This window comes from Streptomyces sp. SID5643, assembly GCF_009872555.1.
GTDB classification, from domain to species: domain Bacteria; phylum Actinomycetota; class Actinomycetes; order Streptomycetales; family Streptomycetaceae; genus Streptomyces; species Streptomyces iakyrus.
Map to the genome: position 1 here is coordinate 1 of NZ_WWIC01000270.1, position 20,133 is coordinate 20,133.

Consider the following 20,133-nt stretch of genomic DNA (forward strand, 5'->3'; position numbering starts at 1 on the left):
GCTCCCGGGCGGCGCGACCGGCGGCCCCGTCGCGCCCGGGCACGGCGGCGGCACCGGCTCCTTCGACGTCACCGAGGCCCTGGCGGCGGGCCCGCTGGGCAACGGCTCGCGTCCCGCCCCGGGCGGCGGCGAACCGCGCCGCGACGACCTGCCGTACTTCTCCGAGAACGGACAGGGCGGCTACGACGGCCCGAGCGCCGCGAACGGCTTCGGTGAGACGGGCGCGCCCGGTGCGAACGGCCCGGCCGGCCCGACCGGCGGACCGGTCACCGGCGACGGCCCGATGGTGCCTCCGGCCGGCTTCGACGCACCGGGCGGCCAGGGCGGCCCTGGTGCCCCCGGCGGCTTCGGCAACGAGCCGGGCGGACCCGGAGGCCAGACAGGCCCGGGCGCCTTCAACGCCCCCGGCGGTCCTGGCGCCCTTGGCGGTCCTGGTGCCCCCGGTGGCCCTGGAGCCCCCGGCGGCTACGGCGACCCGGGCAGGCCCGGCGACCCTGAGGCCTTCAACGACCCCGGGCGGTCCGGCGCCCCGGGCGGCCCCGGCGGCTTCAACGACCCCGGCCGAGCGGGCACCCCCGCCGGCCCCGGCACTCCCGGCGCCCCTGGCGGCTTCGCAGACCCGGGTCGCCCCGGCGCTCCCGAGGCCTTCGACAACCCCGGCCGCCCGGGAGGCCCCGGCGCACCCGCCGGTCCCGGAGCCATAGGCGGCGGCCCGGGCGGCCCGGGTGTCCCCGGTGCTCCCGGCACCCAGGGTGGCACCCCCGCTCGCGGCGCCGCAGGCCCCGGCCCCGGCGGTGGCATGAGCGACGACACCGCCATCCTCACCCCGCAGAAGCCGGCCCCCGAACCGCCGGACGGCCCGGGCTACGGCCCCCGGCACGACAACGTCTCCGGGCACACGGTCACCAGCGGCATCCCCGTCGTGCCGTCCGGCGCGGCCTCGCCGTTCGGCCCCGGCGCGCCCGGTGACGGCCCGGCGCCCCACACGGCCCCGAAGCTGCCCGAGCCGGTCTCCCCGCCCCCGGCGAGCTCCGCCAAGGCGCCGAAGAAGAAGGGCCGCAGCAAGCTCGTGCTGCTCGCGGTCGGCGTGGTCGTGGCCGCCGGTGGCGTCTACGGCGCCGGTCTGCTGATGAACCGCACCGACGTGCCCAAGGGCACCACCGTGCTCGGCGTCGACATCGGCGGCACCACCCGCGACGGCGCGGTCAAGAAGCTCGACGAGGCCTTCGACCGCAACCTGGGCAAGCCGCTGAAGCTGTCGGTGGGCGGCAGGACCGTCGCCCTCGACCCGGACAAGGCGGGCCTCCAGTTCGACATGGACGCCACGGCCGACGCGGCGGCCAAGAGCGACTACAACCCGGTCTCCGTGATCGGCTCGCTCTTCGGCAACCACCGGGCCGTCACGCCGGTCATGCCCGTCGACGAGGAGAAGCTGCACGCCTCCCTGGAGGAGGCGGCGGGCGGCTCCGGCGCGTCGACCGACGGCACGATCGAGTTCAAGGGCGGCAAGGCCGTCCCCGTGTACGGCAAGGTCGGCAAGGGCATCGACCTCGCCAAGTCGACGACGGTGGTGGAGGAGGCGTACCGCACCCAGGTGGAGACCGGCACGCCCGGCACGGTGGACCTCCCGACCACCACCCGGCAGCCGACGGTCTCGAACGCCGAGGTCGACCGGGTGCTCAAGGACTTCGCGCAGCCCGCGATGTCCGACCTCGTCACCATCCGCACCGACGCGGCGCACAGCATCGACTTCGGCAAGGTCTCGCTGCCGAAGATCCTGAGCTTCAAGGCCGTCGACGGCAAGCTGGTGGACACGTACAACCTCAAGGCCCTCCAGGAGGCGTACGGCACCACCTTCGAGGGCGTGAAGATCGACGGCGCGAGCGGGAAGCGGGACGTCACCCCGCAGGACGTCGTCGCCGCGTTGCGCGACGCTTTGCGCGGCAAGACGCCCGCGGAGCGCGTCGGAGTCATCGACACCAAGCCGAACTGACCTCCGGCCGCCCGCCGTACGAGAGCCCCCGCCCCCTGAGGGCGGGGGCTCTCGTGTCACCCGGCGGGCATGACACCTGTCATGCGGCACTCCGGACACCCGGCACTGCCCCCGCCGGCACCCCCGAAGCCACGATGTCCGTATGACAACGACAGCTTCGGTGGTGGCGTTCGACCAGGTGAGCAAGGCGTATGACGCCGTCCGGGCCGTGGACGGGCTGACCCTGGACCTCAGGCCGGGGGAGACCGTGGCGCTGCTCGGCCCCAACGGCGCCGGCAAGTCCACCACCCTCGACCTGCTGCTCGGCCTCAAGCGGCCCGACAGCGGCACCGTCCGGCTCTTCGGCACCAGCCCCCGGGACGCCATCGTCGCCGGGCGGGTGGGCGCCATGCTGCAGAGCGGCGGTCTCATGGACGAGGTCACGGTCGCCGAACTGGTGCGGCTCGCCTGCGACCTGCACCCGAAGCCGTACCGCCCCTCCGAGGTCCTGGCGCGCGCGGGGGTGGCGCAGATCGCCGACCGCAAGGTCGACAAGCTCTCCGGCGGCCAGGTCCAGCGCGTGCGCTTCGCCCTGGCCACTGCGGGCGACAGCGACCTCATCGTGCTGGACGAGCCCACCACCGGCATGGACGTCACCGCCCGCCAGGCCTTCTGGGCCACCCTGCGCGAACAGGCCGACCAGGGCCGGACCGTGCTCTTCGCCACCCACTACCTCGAAGAGGCCGACGCCGTCGCCGACCGGGTCCTCGTGCTGCACCGCGGCCGCCTCCTCGCCGACGGCACGGCCGCCGGGATCAAGGCCAGGGCGGGCGCCCGCCGGGTCTCCTTCGACCTCGCGGACGCCATCGACGAACCCGCCCTGCGCGCCCTGCCGTTCCTGACCGGCATCGACATCTCCGGCCGGACCGTGCGCATCCAGTCCTCCGACGCCGACGCGACCGTCCACGCCCTGTACGGCCTCGGCCTCTGTCCCCGCAACCTCGAAGTCGCCGGGCTCGGCCTGGAGCAGGCCTTCGTCGCCATCACCACCGCCGAGGAGGCGAAGTCCCGGTGAACACGCTGATCAGGCTGGAACTCACCCGCGCCCTGCGCAACCGCAAGTTCCTCTTCTTCTCCGTGATCTACCCGTCGGTGCTGTTCCTGCTCATCGCGGGCAACGCCGACAGCAACACCAAGGTCCCCGGCACGGGCCTGCCCCTCCCGACCTACATGATGGTCTCCATGGCGTCCTTCGGCGCCCTCACGGCCGTCCTCATGGGCAACAGCGAGCGCATCGCCAAGGAACGCGAGAGCGGCTGGGTGCGCCAGCTGCGCCTCACCACGCTGCCGGGCCGCGGCTACGTCCTCGCCAAGACCGCGAGCGCCGCCGTCGTCAGCCTGCCGTCCATCGTCATCGTCTTCGCCGTCGCCGCGGCCGTGAAGGACGTACGTCTGGCCGCCTGGCAGTGGCTCGCCCTCACCGGCGCGATCTGGGCCGGCAGTCTCGTCTTCGCGGCGCTCGGCGTCGCCATCGGCTACCTGGCCGGTGGGGACGCGGTCCGCCCGATCACGATGATCACCTACTTCGGCCTGTCCATGCTGGGCGGCCTGTGGATGCCCACGACGAGCTTCCCGGGCTGGCTCCAGGACATCGCGAAGTGGCTGCCCACGCACGCGTACGCTGCCCTCGGGCGGGCCATCGAGCAGAGCCGCGCCCCGCACGTCCAGGACCTCGCCGTCCTCGTGGTGTCGTTCGTCCTGTTCGCGGGCGGCGCGGCCTGGCTGTACCGGAAGGACACCCTGAAGGCGTGAGCGGCGTCGGGTTCGGCATGGGGCAGCGCCCGGTGAACCGCCGGCAGCGGGCGGTGAAGTCGCTGTGGACCGGCATCTGGCTGGTCTACCTGAGCGCACCCGTCACCGACCTGCTGCACGGCGGCCACAGCACGGGCGTGACGATCCTCGGCTGGATCGGCCTGGCCGCGTTCGTCACCTGGTACATGCTGCTGGTCTTCCGCACCGGCCGGGGCGAGCGCAACACCGTGGTGCTCGCCTCGCTCGGGGTCCTCGCGGCCCAGTCCACGCTCCTCGCGCTGACCCTGGGCCGCGAGTGGCTGGTGCTGTTCGTGTACGTCTCCATCGCCTCCGGGGCGGCCCTGCCCCTGCGCATGGCCCGCTGGACGATCCCGGCCGCGTGCGCGCTGCTGACCGCCGTGGCGCTCGCGACGCACGACGGGATGTCCTACCTGGCCGGCCTCCTCATCCCGGCCCTGCTCGGCGGCTTCGCGATGACCGGCGTGCGCGAACTCGTGCGGACCACCATCGCGCTGCGCGAGGCCCGCGCCACCGTCGCGCAGCTCGCCGCCAACGAGGAGCGCCTGCGCCTGGCCCGGGACCTGCACGACCTGCTCGGTCACTCCCTCTCCCTGATCACGCTGAAGAGCGAGCTGGCCGGGCGGATGCTGCCCGGCCGGCCCGACCAGGCGGCCCAGCAGGTCGCCGACATCGAACAGGTCAGCCGCCAGGCCCTCGTCGACGTGCGCGAGGCCGTCACCGGCTACCGCCGCCCCCGGCTGCACGCCGAACTCGCAGGTGCCCGGGCCGCTCTGACCGCGGCCGGCGTCACCGCCGAACTGCCCGCCGAGCCCGGCCTCGGCGGAGTGCCCGAGGAGAGCGAGTCCGCCCTCGCCTGGGCGCTGCGCGAAGCGGTCACCAACGTCGTACGGCACAGCGGTGCCCGCCGCTGCACGGTCGAGCTGCTGCATCGCCAGACCCTCGACGGCCCGGTGCTGGAACTCACCGTCGAGGACAACGGCTCGGGCGGCCGCGGCACCTGCCACGGAAACGGCCTCGCGGGTCTGACCGAACGCCTCACTCAGGCCGGCGGCACCCTGGAGGCGGGCCCGCTCAAGCATGGATTCCGCCTGGTCGCCCGGGTGCCGACGGCCGGACCGGCGGACGTAGGATCCCCGGCATGAGCCGCACGATCAAGGTCCTGCTCGCCGAGGACCAGTCGATGGTCCGCGAGGCCCTGGCCGCCCTGCTCGGCCTGGAGGAGGACATCGAGGTCGTCGCCCAGGTGGCCCGCGGCGACGAGGTCCTGGAGGCGGCCCGAGAACACGCGGTCGACGTGGCCCTCCTGGACATCGAGATGCCCGGCGCGACGGGCATCGAGGCAGCGGCCCGCCTGCACGCGGAGCTCCCGGCCGTGAAGCTGGTCATCCTCACCACCTTCGGCCGCCCCGGCCACCTGCGCAGCGCCATGGAGTCCGGCGCCGACGCCTTCCTGGTCAAGGACGCCCCCGCCGCCCAGCTCGCCGAGGCGGTCCGCACGGTCCTCACCGGCGAACGGGTCATCGACCCCACCCTGGCGGCAGCGGCCCTCGCGGACGGCGCCAACCCGCTGACGGACCGGGAGCGCGAGGTCCTCCGGGCCGCCGCCGACGGCTCCACCAACGCCGAACTGGCAGCGTCGCTGCACCTCTCCCAGGGCACGGTCCGCAACTACCTCAGCACGGCCATTCAGAAGCTGGCCGTGAGAAACCGAGCAGAAGCGGTCCGAGTCGCGCGTGAAAAGGGCTGGTTGTGAGTTCTCAGGGACGCGGGGAACTGCGCGAGCAACCACGACGAACCCGCACACGCCCGGTCAGCCAGAGCCCCATGGCGAGAAGGCGTCAGTTGAGCATCGCCCTGGCCGCGAAAGCCTCCCCCCGCACCCGCTCGGCCGCGGCCTCATCCACGGCCTCCACCACCTCGGCGTAAGCCTCCAACTCCACGGCCCCGCCCAGGAACTCCCCCCGCCGTACGAGCAACTGCGCCCGCTCGTACCGCAACCGCGCCGGATGCGACGGCAGCAGCAACGACAACTCCACCGCCCACAACGCCACGTCCGACCGCTCGGGACGGGCCGCCGCCCACGCCCGCACGTTGTTCAGGATGCGCAGCACCACATCCAGCGGATCGGCCGGCCGCAGCATCGACGGATCGACCCCCGCCCCCGTCGCCCCGACGACCAGCAACTCGGCGTCCGCTCCCGACAGCACCCGCCCCCCGTCGAACGGATCCGCCAGCACCTGCCCCTCGTCGGGCCCGAAGCCGACCACGAAATGCCCTGGCAGGGCCACCCCGTACACCGGCGCCCCGGCCCGCCGGGCCACCTCCATCCACACCACGGACAGCAGGATCGGCAGCCCCCTGCGCCGCACCAGCACCTCGTGCAGCAGCGAGGACTCCAGCCGCTGGTAGTCACCCGGCGTGCCGTGGAATCCCATCTGCTCACCGAGCAGCTCGCGCAGGGCCACCGCCCACGCGCGCGGCCCCCCGGGCCGGAACGGCAGCAGCCCCGCCAGCCGGTCCAGCTCGACCTGCGCGGCGTCCAGGCCCGCCTCGTCCAGCTCCCGGTCCGCCTCCGCGCCCACCAGCAGGCACAGCGTCGACAGATCGGGCCGCTCGGACCGGGCCTCTTCGGCGAACCGCCGCCGCAGCTCGGCGGACCGTCCGCGGGACGGGGGGTAGGGGGGAGGCATATCTGGCTCGTGCCCTCTCGCGACGATCGGTTACCGGCCGGTGCCGTGGGCATCCGGCGCCCGGTAGTGGTGGTAGGCGTGGTGCGCGGCGAAGCCCATCCCGGCGTACAGCGCCCGCGCTCCCGCGTTGTCGGCCTCGACCTGGAGCCATGCGGCCGAGGCGCCCTCGTCGAGCGCCTGCCGGGCGAGCGCGGCCATCACGGCCGTACCGAGCCCCTGCCGTCGCAGGGCCGGGTCGACCTCGACGGCGGCGAACCCGGCCCACCGTCCGTCCACGACACACCGCCCGATGGCGGCCGGAGGCGCCCCCTCCACCGCCCCGGGGACGGTCGCGAACCACACCGACGGCCCGCTCCGGAGCACCCTGAGCGCCACCTCGCTCACGCCCTTGCGCTGGTACCGGGCCAGCCAGCCCTCACCGGCGTCGCGGGACAGCGCGACCCCCGCCGGGTCACCCCGGTCGGCGATCGGCGCCAGGGGCCCGGTCCACAGCTCGGCGGTCACCTCCCGCACCCAGCCCCGCCGCTCCAGCTCCGCGCAGAGCAGTTCCTGCGTACCCTCGGCGCCGGTCGCGGTCTGGACGTAGGCGGGCAGTCCGTGCTCGCCGTACCACCGCCGCACGGCGTCCAGGGCCTCGTCCAGGGGCAGGCCGGGCGCGCCCAGCGGAAGCACCGAGTTGGCCCGCCGCGTGAAGCCGGACGCGGCCCGCAGCTCCCACGCGCCGAGCCGCTCGCTCTCCACGGGCCGCCAGGCCCGCGCGGCGACCCGGGCCAGCTCCTCGTAGGAGGCGGCCGGACCGCGGCGACGCGCCGGTGCGGCGGGCACGGCCTTGCCCGCGACCAGCGCGGATTCCGCGATGCGGACGCTCTCGCCGCTCTTGCGTGTGATCAGCAGCACACCGTTGTCCCATGATGTGAGAACACCGACCGTATCGGTGAACTTCTCACCCGGGGCACCATGTTCGATCAAGCTCCGGACGGAGACTCGTTTGCCCACGTCAGCAGCGGTGATGCGGACCTCAAGGCGCCCGGCGGCAGAGATTTCCACAGGTCAGTTCACCCCTCCTGTTCGGATCATGCCCAGGAACGGAGATACTAGGGGCGGGCATCGACGACGCCGCGCTCCCGCGCGCCAGGCGGCGGAGCCTGAGGAGGCCCGCCAGCGCCCTATCGAGGAGGAACGACAGCGTGACCTACGTCATCGCGCAGCCTTGTGTCGACGTCAAGGACAAGGCGTGCATCGAGGAGTGCCCGGTCGACTGCATCTACGAGGGCCAGCGGTCCTTGTACATCCACCCGGACGAATGCGTCGACTGTGGTGCCTGTGAGCCGGTCTGCCCGGTCGAGGCGATCTTCTACGAGGACGACACTCCCGAGGAGTGGAAGGACTACTACAAGGCGAACGTCGAGTTCTTCGACGAGCTCGGTTCGCCCGGCGGAGCCAGCAAGCTGGGGCTGATCGAGCGCGACCACCCCTTCGTCGCCGCGCTGCCGCCGCAGAACCAGTAAGAGCGGCCCGCACTCCGTGCCGCCTCGGTCCCGTACGGCCCGATCACCCTGGTGATCGCCGTACGGGGCCGAGGCGTTTGCCGTAACCGGCTCGTACGTACGAGAAAGTGAGCCAGAACCCGTGTCCGCAGTCTCCGACCGCCTCCCCACCTTCCCCTGGGACAAGCTGACCCCGTACAAGGCCACGGCCGCCGCCCATCCGGACGGCATCGTCGACCTGTCCGTCGGCACCCCGGTCGACCCGGTGCCCGAGCTGATCCAGAAGGCGCTGGTGGCCGCGGCCGACTCGCCGGGCTATCCGACCGTGTGGGGCACGCCCGACCTGCGCGACGCGATCACCGGCTGGGCCGAGCGCCGCCTCGGCGCCCGGGAGGTCACCCACCGCCACGTGCTGCCGATCGTCGGCTCCAAGGAACTCGTTGCCTGGCTCCCGACCCAGCTGGGTCTCGGCCCCGGCGACCGGGTGGCCTACCCTCGCCTGGCCTACCCGACGTACGAGGTCGGCGCGCGGCTGGCCCGCGCCGCGTACGAGGTGTACGACGACCCGACGGAGCTGGACCCCGAGGGCCTGAAGCTGCTCTGGCTGAACTCCCCGTCGAACCCCACGGGCAAGGTCCTGTCCAAGGAGGAGCTGACCCGGATCGTCGCCTGGGCCCGCTCGCACGGCATCCTGCTCTTCTCCGACGAGTGCTACCTGGAGCTGGGCTGGGAGGCCGACCCGGTCTCGGTGCTGCACCCGGACGTCAACGGCGGTTCGTACGACGGCATCGTCTCCGTCCACTCCCTCTCCAAGCGCTCGAACCTCGCCGGCTACCGCGCGGCCTTCCTGGCCGGTGACCCGGCGGTCCTCGGCCCGCTGCTGGAGATCCGCAAGCACGGCGGCATGATGACGTCGGCTCCGACGCAGGCGGCGGTGATCGCGGCCCTCGGCGACGACGACCACGTCCGCGTCCAGCGCGAGCGCTACGCGTCCCGTCGCGAGCTGCTGCGCGAGGCCCTGGTCACCCACGGCTTCCGCATCGAGCACAGCGAGGCCAGCCTCTATCTGTGGGCCACCCGGGGCGAATCCTGCTGGGACACGGTCGACCACCTCGCCAAGCGCGGCATCCTCGTGGCTCCCGGCGACTTCTACGGCACGGCGGGCGCGCAGTTCGTGCGCGTGGCGCTGACGGCCACGGACGAGAGGGTGGCGGCGGCCGTACAGCGGCTGTGACCGCTTCCTGAGCACGCCGAAGGGGCCCGGGGAAGCTCCCCGGGCCCCTTCGGCGTCACAACGCCGCTGCGTCAGCCGACCGGCAGGCTCTTCACCGGCAGGGAGTCCGCGGACGGGACGCCACCCTTGGTCAGGGAGTCCGTGGGCAGACCGCCCTTGGCCGAACCGGCCGTGTCGCCGACGAGCTGCCCGGCGGAGCCCGCCGCGTCACCGGCCGCCTTCTGCGCCACGGGCGTGGTCTTCTTGACCGTCTGGCCACCGGTCTTGCCCGCGGCCGGCACCGCCTTCTTGACGGTCTTGCCGCCGGTGTCACCCGCGGACTCGGTGACGTTCTGAGCCGCGCCGTCGACGGTGCTGCCGACGTTGGCCCCGTCCAGGGCGGTCACGCCACCGAGGTTCGGGGTGGCGGGCAGCTCGGGGGCCGCGCTGGCGGAGCCGGCCGCACCGACCCCGGCAGCCGCTCCCGCAGCGACGATCAGCGCGGCACGGGCGATCCGGCGGGTCAGGGGGAGGGACATGGTGCTCCTTCGACGGAGAGAACAATGAGCTTCGTGAAGTGTCCGACCGGGTCCGGCAGTTGATCGACTGGCTGTGGATCACCCCGGCTCGGACGCAGTGACTACCGCTCGAAGCCCGCGAAGGTTGCGGCGGCGCAACGTAAAGAGTTGGTAATGCGTCGCATTATCGGCTGCGGATAAAAACGGTCAAAGAGGCCAGGGCGCGAAGCCCCGCCGAATCCTTCCGGCCCTGTGTTCCCAAGGGTTCTCGCGGTGTCCCGGGCGGGGGAGCGGAAACCCGCGCACACCGTCGCCGCAGGGGCGTGCGGGTAATCCCACGGGGTGAGTCCCCGTACCCCTGCGCGATCTAGTGCATCGTGACGATACGGACCGCGTCCGCGTCCCGCTCCGCGCCCGCGGTGCCCTTCGCCGAGGGCTCCCGCCACTGGCTCGCGGTGTTCCCGGCGACCCACTCCCGCCCCGCGTAGGTGACACGGGCGATGTGCAGCTCGGAGGCGTTGGCCACGGCCCAGTGCGCCAGCTGCCAGCCGCGCTGGTCCAGGCTCCGCCCGCCGGCGGAGGGCGTGTCGGCGCTCACCGGGAGTGTGACGGTGCGTCCGCCGGAGCCGTCCGGCGCGCTCGGTGAGGGCGTCGGCGTGGCCGCCGGGGAGTCGCCCACCGCGGCGCCGGCCGGCTCCAGCACGTCCCGTCCGAAGTCCCGCACGAGCGCGGCACGCACCCCGTCCGGGCCCGACGCCCGGGTCGCGGCCGGGCGGCCCTCGCAGGTCAGTGTGGCCGCGGACTGCCCGGTGAGGGCCGCGGCGAGCAGCGCGGCGTCCGGCTCGTGCTTGGCGTAGGCCTGCGGGAAACCGCTGCGCTGCACACGCTGCGCGGCGACGGTGAGCGGCAGCCGGGTGTAGCCGGGCACCTTGACCAGGTGGTCGTAGAACTCACCGGCCGAATACGCCGGGTCCATGATCTCCTTGGGCGTGCCCCAGCCCTGCGAGGGCCGCTGCTGGAACAGGCCGAGGGAGTCCCGGTCGCCGTACTTGATGTTGCGCAGGGCGGACTCCTGCAGCGCGGTCGCGAGCGCGATGGTCACGGCCCGCTCGGGCAGACCGCGTGCGGTCCCCACGGCGGTGATGGTGGCGGCGTTCACCGCCTGCTCGGGCGTGAACTCGTACGACGCCCCGTCGCCCCTGCCGGAGACGACCTTGCAGCCGGGGCCGCCCGAGCCCCCGGTGACGTACTGCACGACGAGGTACCCGGCGACCGCGAGCAGGGCCATGAAGGCGGCTCCGCATCGGAAGAGGCGGCCACGGCGCTTGGGAGAGGACTGCTCTGGCACGCGGTACAAGGTACTGGAGAGTACGGAGTGGCATGTGCCGGTGGGGAGAGTGATGCCGGGGTCTGGCGCGTTAGGGTCGACGGCATGGCCGACACCTCGCTTGACCTCACCCTGGACGCCGCGGAGCTCACCGCCCGGCTCGTCGACTTCCGTTCCGAGAGCGGCACCGAGAAGCCCCTCGCCGACGCGATCGAGACGGCACTGCGCGCCCTGCCCCACCTGACGGTCGACCGGTACGGCAACAACGTCGTGGCCCGCACGAACCTGGGCCGCTCGGAGCGGGTGATCCTGGCCGGGCACATCGACACCGTCCCCGTGGCGGACAACGTGCCCTCCCGGCTCGACGAGGACGGTGTCCTGTGGGGATGCGGCACCTGTGACATGAAGTCGGGCGTCGCCGTGCAGCTGCGCATCGCGGCCACGGTCCCGGCCCCCAACCGCGACCTGACCTTCGTCTTCTACGACAACGAGGAGGTCGCCGCCGAGCTGAACGGCCTCAAGCACGTCTCCGAGGCGCACCCCGAGTGGCTGGAAGGCGATTTCGCGGTGCTCCTGGAGCCCTCGGACGGCCAGGTCGAGGGCGGCTGCCAGGGCACGCTGCGGGTGCTGCTGAAGACCACGGGCGAGCGGGCCCACTCGGCGCGCGGCTGGATGGGCGCCAACGCCATCCACGCCGCGGCCCCGATCCTCGCCCGTCTGGCCTCCTACGAGCCCCGTTGGCCGGTCATCGACGGCCTGGAGTACCGCGAGGGCCTCAACGCGGTCGGCATCAGCGGGGGAGTGGCCGGCAACGTGATCCCCGACGAGTGCGTCGTCACCGTCAACTTCCGCTACGCGCCCGACCGCACGCCCGAGGAGGCGATCGCCCACGTCCGTGAGGTCTTCGCGGACTGCGGAGTGCAGGAGTTCGAGGTCGTCGATCACAGCGGCGCGGCGATGCCCGGTCTGTCCCACCCCGCGGCCAAGGCGTTCATCGAGGCGGTCGGCGGCACCCCGATGCCCAAGTACGGCTGGACGGACGTCTCCCGCTTCTCGGCGCTCGGCGTCCCGGCGGTCAACTACGGCCCCGGAAACCCCCACTTGGCGCACAAGCGGGACGAGCGCGTGGAGATCGCCAAGATCCTCGCGGGCGAGGAGCGCCTGCGGAACTGGCTGACCGCCTGACCCCGCCGGCGCGCCGACGGGTTTACGGCGCTGCATCGCGGACATGCTCACGTCCCTCGTTCGTAACCCGCGTAGATCTACGCTGAGGTGGAAAGACAGGCACGACGGAGGGAGCGCACATGGCGACCGGCAACCCCGAGGGGAAGAAGCAGCCGCCGGAGGAAAAGCGCCTGGGCCCGGTCCTCCAGAGGCGGGACCAGGTGCAGGCCAGCACTACCGACCAGCGGCTGCTGGACGAGCGGGCCCCCTCCGACTGGGTCCACACCGACCCCTGGCGGGTGCTGCGCATCCAGTCGGAGTTCATCGAGGGCTTCGGCACGCTCGCCGAACTCCCGCCCGCGATCAGCGTGTTCGGCTCGGCCCGGACCCCGGCGGACTCGCCCGAGTACGAGGCGGGCGTCCGGCTGGGACAGGGCCTGGTCGACGCGGGCTTCGCCGTCATCACCGGAGGCGGCCCGGGCGCGATGGAGGCCGCCAACAAGGGCGCCCTCGAGGCGAAGGGCATGTCGGTCGGCCTCGGCATCGAGCTGCCGTTCGAGCAGGGCCTGAACCCGTACGTCGACATCGGCCTGAACTTCCGCTACTTCTTCGTCCGGAAGATGATGTTCGTCAAGTACGCCCAGGGCTTCGTCGTCCTGCCCGGCGGCCTCGGCACCCTCGACGAGCTCTTCGAGGCGCTCACGCTGGTCCAGACCCAGAAGGTCACGCGCTTCCCGATCGTCCTGTTCGGCAGCGACTACTGGGGCGGCCTGGTCGACTGGCTCCGCGACACGGTGATCGCCCAGGGCAAGGCGGCGGAGAAGGACCTGCTGCTGTTCCACGTGACGGACGACGTGGACGAGGCGGTGGCGTTGGTGTCGAAGGAGGCGGGGCGCTGAGGGGCTCTTCGCGCCCCGCGTCCTGTCCGACCGCTTCGGGCGGCGGACGGGCACAGGTCCCGGGGGTCCAGGGGGCGGCAGCCCCCTGAACGCCCGGGGCTAGGCCAACCCGCGCCGGGCGACGGCAGGAACCCGATGCCCCGCGATCGCCGAGACCATGTCCAGCACCTGCCGCGTCTCGGCGACCTCGTGCACCCGGTACACCTGCGCCCCGAGCCACGCGGACACCGCCGTCGTCGCCAGCGTCCCCACGACCCGTTCCTTCACGGGCCGGTCCAGCGTCTCGCCCACGAAGTCCTTGTTGGACAGCGACACCAGCACCGGCCACCCCGTGGCGACCATCTCGTCCAGCCGCCGCGTCGCCTCCAGGCTGTGCCGTGTGTTCTTCCCGAAGTCGTGCCCCGGGTCGATCATGATCGACTCCCGCGGCACCCCCAGCGCCAGCGCCCGCTCGGCCAGCCCGACCGTCACGTCCAGGATGTCGGCCATGACGTCGTCGTACGCGATCCGGTGCGGCCGCGTCCGCGGCTCCGCCCCGCCCGCGTGCGTGCACACCAGGCCCACCCGGTACCGCGCGGCCACCTCAGCCAGCCCCGGATCGACCCCGCCCCACGCGTCGTTCAGCAGATCGGCCCCGGCCTCGCACACGGCCTCGCCGACCTCGGCCCGCCAGGTGTCCACGCTGATGACCACGTCCGGGAACCGCCGCCGCACCTCCGCCACGAACCCGACCGTCCGGCGGGCCTCCTCCTCGGCCGTGACCTCCTCGCCCGGCCCGGCCTTGACCCCGCCGATGTCGATGATCGCGGCGCCCTCGGCCACGGCCTGCTCCACACGCGCGAGAGCCGGCTCGTCGCGGAAGGTGGCGCCCCGGTCGTAGAAGGAGTCCGGGGTGCGGTTCACGATCGCCATGATCACCGGCTCGTGCGTCCCGAATTTCCGCCTGCCCAGCCTGAGCATCCCCTGTGACCTTCCCTGGTACGTGCCGTCTTCCGCCGCCTGCGACCCTAACCGCCGGACGCTCATGGCACGATCGGAGCCTGACAACATCCGACTCGGAGGACGTCCGAAGAGTCCGATCCATCCGACCGTGGGGGCCCCGCGATGGTTATGTTCCTGTTCCTGGTCGTCGCGCTCGCCGTCGTGGTCGCCGCGGTGACGCTGGCCGTCGTGGGCGGCGGTGAGAACGGCCCGCTGCCCGAGGCCGCACCCGAGCGGCTGCGCGACCCGCTGCCCCCGGACCGCCCGGTCGACCGCGCGGACGTGGAGGGCCTGCGCTTCCCGCTCGCCGCCCGCGGCTACCGCATGGCGGACGTGGACGACGCCCTCAGCCGCCTGGGCGCCGAACTCGCCGAGCGCGACGCCCGCATCGCCGACCTGGAGTCGGCCCTGGCCGGAGCCCGGTCCGGCTCCGGCCGCGGACCGGTGCACGCGTCCGGGGAGAACCACGTGTCCATCGACAAGCCCGCCCCGGGGAAGGAGGACCGGCCGTGAGCGACGGCGCCGCCCTGGCCGGACCGGACGGCGCCCTGCGCTGTCCCTGGGCCCTGTCCGCCCCGGAGTACGTGGCGTACCACGACGAGGAGTGGGGCCGCCCGGTCCACGGCGACGACGCGCTCTTCGAGCGCCTCAGCCTGGAGGCCTTCCAGTCCGGCCTGTCCTGGATCACGATCCTGCGCCGCCGCCCCGGCTTCCGCGCCGCCTTCGCCGACTTCAAGATCGCCTCGGTCGCCGCCTTCACCGACGACGACCGCGAACGCCTCCTGGCCGACGCCGGCATCATCCGCAACCGCGCCAAGATCGACGCGACCCTCGCCAACGCGCGGGCGCTGACGGAGTGGTCCCCGGGCGAACTGGACGCGCTGATCTGGTCCCACGCCCCCGATCCGGCCGGGCGGCCGGCCCCGAAGACCCTCTCCGACGTCCCGCCCGTCACCCCCGAGTCGACGGCCCTGTCCAAGGCCCTGAAGAAGCGGGGCCTGCGCTTCGTGGGTCCGACGACGGCGTACGCGCTGATGCAGGCGTGCGGCCTGGTGGACGATCACCTGGAGACCTGCGTCGCCGGAAGGGGCGTGCAGGAGGCGCGGGACGAGCTCTAGCGCCCCAGGTACTTCGGCTTCTCCTTGTTGACGAACGCCTGCACCGCGATCGCGTGATCCTCGGAGGAGCCGGCCCTGGTCTGGAGTTCGTCCTCCTTCTCCAGGGCCTCCTCCAAGGAGTGCGTCAGCCCGAACGCCACCGACTCCTTCAGCGCCGCGTACGCCACCGTCGGGCCCTCGGCCAGCGCCCGCGCCACCTTCTCGGCCTCCGCCCGCAGGTCACCGGCCGGCACCAGCCGGTTGGCGATGCCCAGCTCGTACGCCTCCTGAGCGCTGATGCTCCGCGGGAAGAACAGCAGGTCGGCGGCCCGGCCCGGGCCGATCACCCGCGGCAGGGTCCAGGAGATCCCCGAGTCCGCGGTCAGCGCCACCCCGGCGAACGAGGTGTTGAACGCCGCCGTGTCCGCCACGATCCGGTAGTCCGCGGCGAGCGCGAAGCCGAAGCCCGCCCCGGCCGCCACCCCGTTCACCGCGGCGACCACCGGCTTGGCCGCCCCGGCCAGCGCCCGCACGATCGGGTTGTAGTGCTCCCGGACCGTGCTCATCGTCTGCCCCGAGCCGGTCTCCCGGTCCTGGACCAGCAGCCCGATGTGCTCCTTGAGGTCCTGTCCGACGCAGAACGCCCGGTCACCGGCGGCCGTCAGCAGCACCGCCCGTACGGCGCCGTCGCCCGCCGCCGACTCGACCGCCTCCCGCAGGGCGACCTTGGCCGCCACGTTCAGCGCGTTCATCGCCTCCGGGCGGTTCAGCGTGATCGTCGCCAGTCCGTCGCTCACCTCGTAGAGCACGGTGTCGGTCATGCGTATCCCCTCCGGGTCGCGGATCGGGGGCGTACCGGCCGGTAGGCCCCGGGTCTGCACGACAGCATGACGGAGATCGCGGACGGGGAACCGCACCGGACGTGTGACCTGCGTCAAAGAATTCTCGTCCGGATCGGTTCGGCGGATGTGTGTGCGGCGGCGGAGTATCGCAGTTTCATCGCCGAATTGAGTGGTTTTGCTCGCGTGCGTTGCCCAAGCGATGCCTACTGATGTTGGTCATCGGGTCCTGAGATGCGGGATAATGGCTTGGAAGCAATGTGTTCGATGCCGGTGTCGCGTGTCCTGCCACAAGGAACCGCACGTGTGCCCTTCTCAGGGGCCGTCGGCTTTGACGATGAGCTGGGTTTCAGGAAGGGGAACGAGCATGGCGGCCATGAAGCCGCGGACGGGTGATGGCCCGCTCGAGGTGACCAAGGAGGGGCGGGGCATCGTCATGCGCGTTCCGCTCGAAGGCGGCGGTCGGCTCGTCGTCGAGCTGACCCCGGACGAGGCCGACGCCCTGGGCGACGCCCTCAAGAAGGTCGTCGGCTGACGCGCAAGCGCGACCATACCCTTTCAGTTGCCCCGGCATCACCCGTGATGCCGGGGCGGCTGTTTTCTCACCGATGACACTCGCCTTTCTCACCGATGACACTCGCCTGCCCCGGATCCGGGTCCGCTAACGTGCCGTCCGGTCAGCGTTTCACCGCGCACAGCAGCCCGTCACCCACCGGCAGCAGTGACGGCACCAGCTCCTGGCTCTCGCGCACCGCACGCAGCAGCTCGCGCAGCCGCAGCACCTCCGTGGGCTGCGGGCCGGAGTCCACCGTCCGGCCGTTCGCGAAGGCGCCCTCGAAAACGACCAGCCCGCCGGTGCGCAGCAGCCGCAACGATTCAGCGAGGTAGTCCATGACCTCCAGGCGATCACCGTCGCAGAAGACCAGGTCGTAACCGGCGTCCGCGAGGCGGGGCAGCACGTCGAGGGCGCGGCCCGGGATGAAGCGGGCCCGGTTGCTGGCGAAGCCGCAGGCGCGGAAGGCCTGACGGGCGAACTGCTGGTGCTCCGGCTCCGGGTCCACGGTCGTCAGAACACCGTCGGGCCGCATGCCGTGCAGGAGGTGGAGCCCGGAGACGCCGCAGCCGGTCCCGATCTCCGCGACGGCCTTGGCGTCGACGGACGCGGCCAGCAACCGCAGCGCGGCGCCCGTGCCGGGCGTCACCGAGCGCAACCCTGCCTCACGGGCCCGGTCCCGGGCCCAGTGCAGTGCTTCGTCCTCGGCGACATAGGCGTCGGCGAACGCCCAGCTCGTCTGCCGGTTGCCGGTAATGACCCTCTCCTGTCCCCGTGAATGCCTGGGCGTGACTGTATCCGTTGGGCACGGGAACCCGCAGATGGGACCGGTCGTTTAAAGGGATGAGCAAGTGGCGCGGGCCGGGACGGGGGGCGGGCGGTGGATCAGGACGTGGAGCAGGACGTCGTGCACGTGCCGACGCAGCAGTACGAGGCGTATCAGCCCAGATCAAATTCTCGTAAAACCGCTTATCCGGTCCTAACGGGCGAGGTGGCTATGGTAGGGGCTCCACTGGACACCACCAGAGCTGACAGGGGAGGTGCGGCTGCGCCTGTGGATCGCGCAGGAGTGCTCCGGCGCTTCCTCGGATCGGCGGGCAGGCCGACATCCGTGAACGACACCGCTGCTGACCACAGTCACGCCGCTGACTTCGCCCAGACCGCGACCTTCACCACCGACGCGGACGGGCAGGCGTGGACTCCGCCCACGTGGGAGGAGATCGTCAGCACGCACAGCGGCCGGGTCTACCGGCTCGCCTACCGTCTGACCGGCAACCAGCACGACGCGGAGGACCTCACGCAGGAGGTCTTCGTCCGCGTCTTCCGCTCCCTGTCGACGTACACGCCGGGCACCTTCGAGGGCTGGCTGCACCGCATCACCACGAACCTCTTCCTGGACATGGTCCGCCGCAAGCAGCGCATCCGTTTCGACGCGCTCGGCGAGGACGCGGCCGAGCGGCTGCCCAGCAAGGAGCCCACACCGCAGCAGGTCTTCAACGACGCGCACTTCGACGCGGACGTCCAGCAGGCCCTCGACACCCTCGCCCCCGAGTTCCGCGCCGCGGTCGTCCTGTGCGACATCGAAGGACTGTCGTACGAGGAGATCGCCGCGACCCTCGGTGTCAAGCTCGGGACGGTCCGTTCGCGGATCCACCGTGGCCGCTCCCAGCTGCGCAAGGCCCTTGCGCACCGCTCTCCGGAGGCGCGTGCCGAGCGCCGCTCCTTCGTGCCCCGTGTTCCCGCCTTGGGAGGAGGGGGCGCGAGCGCGTGAGCGGATCTCGGCCGAAAGCTTCCGAGGGTCACCTCGCAGAGCAGCATCTGGGAGACCGACTCTCCGCCCTGGTGGACGGAGAGCTCGGTCATGACGCGCGTGAGCGCGTACTGGCGCACGTGGCCACCTGCCCGAAGTGCAAGGCGGAGGTGGACGCCCAGCGCCGGCTGAAGAACGTCTTCGCGGAGGCGGCCCCACCGCCCCCCTCCGAGAGCTTCCTGGCCCGCCTGCAGGGACTACCCGCGGGCGGCGGCCCGGCCGGTGATCTCACACCGCCGGGCGGAGGAGGGCTGCCCGGAGGACTGTCCGGGCGGTTCGGCTCGTCCGGGGCGTTCGGAGTGAAGCGCGGCGAGCGGTTCGAGTTCGGTTACGCCCCGGCCCGGCCGCACCTGCCCGGGCTGCCCGCCTCCCCGGGAAGCCCGAATCTGCCTTCCGACAGCGGCGCGCTGCCCTCGGACCACCGGGGCCTGCCCCCGGGGAAGGGCTTCCGCATCCACGACGTCGGCCGGCACGACACCGACCGGTCCTCGTCGCGGTTGCGGTTCGCGTTCGTCGCCGCCGGAGCCGTCTCCCTGGCCGCGATCGCGCTGGGTGGCGTCTCCACCGTCACCCCGGCCGACACGGAGGCCCGGGGCGGCCAGGGCTCGGGCAGCAATGTCACCCCGGTGCGCACCCAGGGCACCGGCCCCGCGGCCCCGCCCGAATCCCAGCGCCGCCGCACGGCTCCGCTGCTCGGGCAGGTGCACGGCCAGAGCATGCTCGGGCACGGCCCGGTCGCCCCGACCGAGGTGTCCGCGCCGCTGCTGCCCGGGGTACCGTCCGCCGCCCGGCACCACGCGCTGCACGCGCTGACCGCCCCGGTGATGGCCGGTGCGGCCGTCATGTCCCCGCTGATACGTCCGCTCGAAGCGGCCACGCCGGCCGCCCTGACCTCGTGGTCCACGGTCCCCGAGATCACGGCCCCCCTGTTCGCCGAGCCCCTCCCGGACCCGGCCTCGTCCCCCTCTTCCCCCGCCTCCTCACGCACGGCCCGCTGACCGGACTCTGCGCACCGGCCCGCGAACCTGATTGAATCCGGGGGTTGTCGCCCACGGCCGAGGTGTGGCCGGGCGCCGATTCGACGAACCGCGGCCACCGCGACGAGCCGTGCCGCGGCTGTGGGGAGAGCATGAACGAGGGGAAGCCCACGAAAGCGAAGTGGTGGAGCCGTCCACGGCCGCAGGACCCTGCGCAAGAGCCGGAGGGTGGCGACGGGGCCGCCGCGGAGGACCCGGGCGCCCACGGGCCGGTGACGGCCACGGCGGAGCCGACGGGCACCGACGGGGACTTCGAGCTGGCGCGGCCGGCGGCCCGGCCCGCAGAGGACGGCGACTACGAGTTGAGGCGCCCGGAGGCGGTTCCGTCCGCGGGGTCGGCCGGAGGCTCGGGGGAGCCTGTCGCAGCGGCACCGGAACAGGAGGAGACCGCTCCCGGCGCGGCCGCTGCCGTGGTCCCCGCTGCCCGGGAGCCGGGCGGTCAGGACGTCCCCGCCGCGTCCGTCGCCCCCGCCGCCACCGTCTCGTCCCCGGGACCGGCCGAGGGCGCCCCCAGGCCGCTGCACGACCCCGACCCCTACAGCACCCCGCCCTACGGGGAACCCGGCCCCTGGGCGCCCGCGCCGCCCGTGCAGCACCCGGCGGCGACACCAGCGCAGGGCGTGGCGGTACCGGGGCAGCAGCCCACCGTGCCGGGCGCCTCCGCCGCGCCGTCGGGGCACGGCACCAGCAACGCGCCGGCCGCGATGCCGCCG

The 20,133-nt window shown here is 72.9% G+C and carries 20 protein-coding genes and 2 pseudogenes; 15 read left to right on the forward strand and 7 right to left on the reverse strand.

Going from position 1 to position 20,133, the window contains the following annotated elements; all coding sequences use genetic code 11:
- The 5 genes and pseudogenes from GTY56_RS40890 to GTY56_RS30035 form a co-directional block, all read left to right on the forward strand.
- A partial coding sequence (locus GTY56_RS40890) for a hypothetical protein (RefSeq protein WP_237525103.1) occupies nucleotides 1-1,993 on the forward strand: 1,993 nt, incomplete at its 5' end.
- Nucleotides 1,994-2,198: 205 nt separating this feature from the next.
- Nucleotides 2,199-3,047: pseudogene (locus GTY56_RS30020) on the forward strand (ABC transporter ATP-binding protein); the annotation flags it as partial.
- Nucleotides 3,044-3,784 carry an ABC transporter permease gene (locus tag GTY56_RS30025; RefSeq protein WP_161368446.1) on the forward strand — a complete coding sequence of 247 codons (741 nt, stop codon included), beginning with the start codon at nucleotides 3,044-3,046 and terminating at the stop codon, nucleotides 3,782-3,784. The pseudogene GTY56_RS30020 and the gene GTY56_RS30025, both read left to right, overlap by 4 nt.
- Nucleotides 3,781-4,947: a histidine kinase gene (locus GTY56_RS30030; RefSeq protein ID WP_161368447.1), complete on the forward strand. Its 1,167-nt coding sequence runs from the start codon at nucleotides 3,781-3,783 to the stop codon at nucleotides 4,945-4,947. Before GTY56_RS30025 ends, GTY56_RS30030 begins: the two co-directional genes overlap by 4 nt.
- Nucleotides 4,944-5,558: a response regulator transcription factor gene (locus GTY56_RS30035; protein WP_161368448.1), complete on the forward strand. Its 615-nt coding sequence runs from the start codon at nucleotides 4,944-4,946 to the stop codon at nucleotides 5,556-5,558. Before GTY56_RS30030 ends, GTY56_RS30035 begins: the two co-directional genes overlap by 4 nt.
- An 85-nt stretch (nucleotides 5,559-5,643) precedes the next feature.
- On the opposite strand, the gene GTY56_RS30040 is transcribed toward GTY56_RS30035, so the two are convergent.
- Both GTY56_RS30040 and GTY56_RS30045 read right to left on the reverse strand, forming a co-directional pair.
- A complete protein-coding gene (locus GTY56_RS30040; RefSeq protein WP_161368449.1) occupies nucleotides 5,644-6,495 on the reverse strand; it encodes a transglutaminase family protein in 852 nt (283 codons plus the stop codon).
- Between the two features lie 30 nt (nucleotides 6,496-6,525).
- Nucleotides 6,526-7,542, reverse strand: coding sequence for a GNAT family N-acetyltransferase (locus GTY56_RS30045; protein ID WP_161368450.1), 1,017 nt, complete (start codon nucleotides 7,540-7,542; stop codon nucleotides 6,526-6,528).
- Nucleotides 7,543-7,682: 140 nt separating this feature from the next.
- On the opposite strand from GTY56_RS30045, the gene fdxA reads away from it, so the two are divergent.
- Both fdxA and GTY56_RS30055 read left to right on the forward strand, forming a co-directional pair.
- Nucleotides 7,683-8,003, forward strand: a complete 321-nt coding sequence (fdxA, locus tag GTY56_RS30050; RefSeq protein WP_003973842.1) for a ferredoxin — start codon at nucleotides 7,683-7,685, stop codon at nucleotides 8,001-8,003.
- A 121-nt stretch (nucleotides 8,004-8,124) separates the two neighbouring features.
- Entirely contained in the window at nucleotides 8,125-9,216 is a 1,092-nt protein-coding gene (locus GTY56_RS30055) for a bifunctional succinyldiaminopimelate transaminase/glutamate-prephenate aminotransferase (RefSeq protein WP_161368451.1), read from the forward strand.
- A gap of 71 nt (nucleotides 9,217-9,287) precedes the next feature.
- On the opposite strand, the gene GTY56_RS30060 is transcribed toward GTY56_RS30055, so the two are convergent.
- Both GTY56_RS30060 and GTY56_RS30065 read right to left on the reverse strand, forming a co-directional pair.
- The gene (locus tag GTY56_RS30060; RefSeq protein ID WP_161368452.1) at nucleotides 9,288-9,734 is read right to left on the reverse strand and encodes an ATP-binding protein; all 447 of its coding nucleotides are present in this window, start codon (nucleotides 9,732-9,734) and stop codon (nucleotides 9,288-9,290) included.
- A gap of 346 nt (nucleotides 9,735-10,080) precedes the next feature.
- Nucleotides 10,081-11,061, reverse strand: a complete 981-nt coding sequence (locus GTY56_RS30065) for a VldE C-terminal domain-containing protein (protein ID WP_524540156.1) — start codon at nucleotides 11,059-11,061, stop codon at nucleotides 10,081-10,083.
- A gap of 84 nt (nucleotides 11,062-11,145) precedes the next feature.
- On the opposite strand from GTY56_RS30065, the gene dapE reads away from it, so the two are divergent.
- The gene (dapE, locus tag GTY56_RS30070; RefSeq protein WP_161368453.1) at nucleotides 11,146-12,225 is read left to right on the forward strand and encodes a succinyl-diaminopimelate desuccinylase; all 1,080 of its coding nucleotides are present in this window, start codon (nucleotides 11,146-11,148) and stop codon (nucleotides 12,223-12,225) included.
- Between the two features lie 119 nt (nucleotides 12,226-12,344).
- Nucleotides 12,345-13,103 carry an LOG family protein gene (locus GTY56_RS30075; protein ID WP_031109448.1) on the forward strand — a complete coding sequence of 253 codons (759 nt, stop codon included), beginning with the start codon at nucleotides 12,345-12,347 and terminating at the stop codon, nucleotides 13,101-13,103.
- Nucleotides 13,104-13,202: 99 nt separating this feature from the next.
- Here the strand turns inward: GTY56_RS30075 and folP are convergent, their stop codons facing one another.
- Nucleotides 13,203-14,063, reverse strand: coding sequence for a dihydropteroate synthase (gene folP / locus GTY56_RS30080; RefSeq protein ID WP_161368454.1), 861 nt, complete (start codon nucleotides 14,061-14,063; stop codon nucleotides 13,203-13,205).
- 144 nt (nucleotides 14,064-14,207) lie between these two features.
- Between folP and GTY56_RS30085 the strand changes: the two genes are divergently transcribed.
- Entirely contained in the window at nucleotides 14,208-14,597 is a 390-nt protein-coding gene (locus GTY56_RS30085) for a DivIVA domain-containing protein (RefSeq protein ID WP_161368455.1), read from the forward strand.
- Entirely contained in the window at nucleotides 14,594-15,202 is a 609-nt protein-coding gene (locus GTY56_RS30090) for a DNA-3-methyladenine glycosylase I (protein ID WP_161368456.1), read from the forward strand. The genes GTY56_RS30085 and GTY56_RS30090 overlap by 4 nt, the downstream gene beginning before the upstream one ends.
- Here GTY56_RS30090 and chcB read toward each other — a convergent pair.
- Nucleotides 15,199-16,008 carry a 2-cyclohexenylcarbonyl CoA isomerase gene (chcB, locus tag GTY56_RS30095; RefSeq protein WP_524540157.1) on the reverse strand — a complete coding sequence of 270 codons (810 nt, stop codon included), beginning with the start codon at nucleotides 16,006-16,008 and terminating at the stop codon, nucleotides 15,199-15,201. The genes GTY56_RS30090 and chcB overlap by 4 nt on opposite strands.
- A 379-nt stretch (nucleotides 16,009-16,387) precedes the next feature.
- Between chcB and GTY56_RS30100 the strand changes: the two genes are divergently transcribed.
- Entirely contained in the window at nucleotides 16,388-16,555 is a 168-nt protein-coding gene (locus GTY56_RS30100; RefSeq protein ID WP_003966491.1) for a DUF3117 domain-containing protein, read from the forward strand.
- A gap of 142 nt (nucleotides 16,556-16,697) precedes the next feature.
- Here the strand turns inward: GTY56_RS30100 and GTY56_RS30105 are convergent, their stop codons facing one another.
- Nucleotides 16,698-17,396 carry an O-methyltransferase gene (locus GTY56_RS30105; protein ID WP_346345619.1) on the reverse strand — a complete coding sequence of 233 codons (699 nt, stop codon included), beginning with the start codon at nucleotides 17,394-17,396 and terminating at the stop codon, nucleotides 16,698-16,700.
- A 246-nt stretch (nucleotides 17,397-17,642) separates the two neighbouring features.
- On the opposite strand from GTY56_RS30105, the gene sigE reads away from it, so the two are divergent.
- The 3 genes and pseudogenes from sigE to GTY56_RS30120 form a co-directional block, all read left to right on the forward strand.
- Nucleotides 17,643-18,344 carry an RNA polymerase sigma factor SigE gene (sigE, locus tag GTY56_RS30110; RefSeq protein ID WP_033311073.1) on the forward strand — a complete coding sequence of 234 codons (702 nt, stop codon included), beginning with the start codon at nucleotides 17,643-17,645 and terminating at the stop codon, nucleotides 18,342-18,344.
- On the forward strand, nucleotides 18,341-19,381 hold the full coding sequence (locus GTY56_RS30115; RefSeq protein WP_161368459.1) for a zf-HC2 domain-containing protein: 1,041 nt from the start codon (nucleotides 18,341-18,343) through the stop codon (nucleotides 19,379-19,381). The genes sigE and GTY56_RS30115 overlap by 4 nt, the downstream gene beginning before the upstream one ends.
- Nucleotides 19,382-19,512: 131 nt before the next feature.
- Nucleotides 19,513-20,133, forward strand: a pseudogene (locus GTY56_RS30120) (protease); the annotation flags it as partial.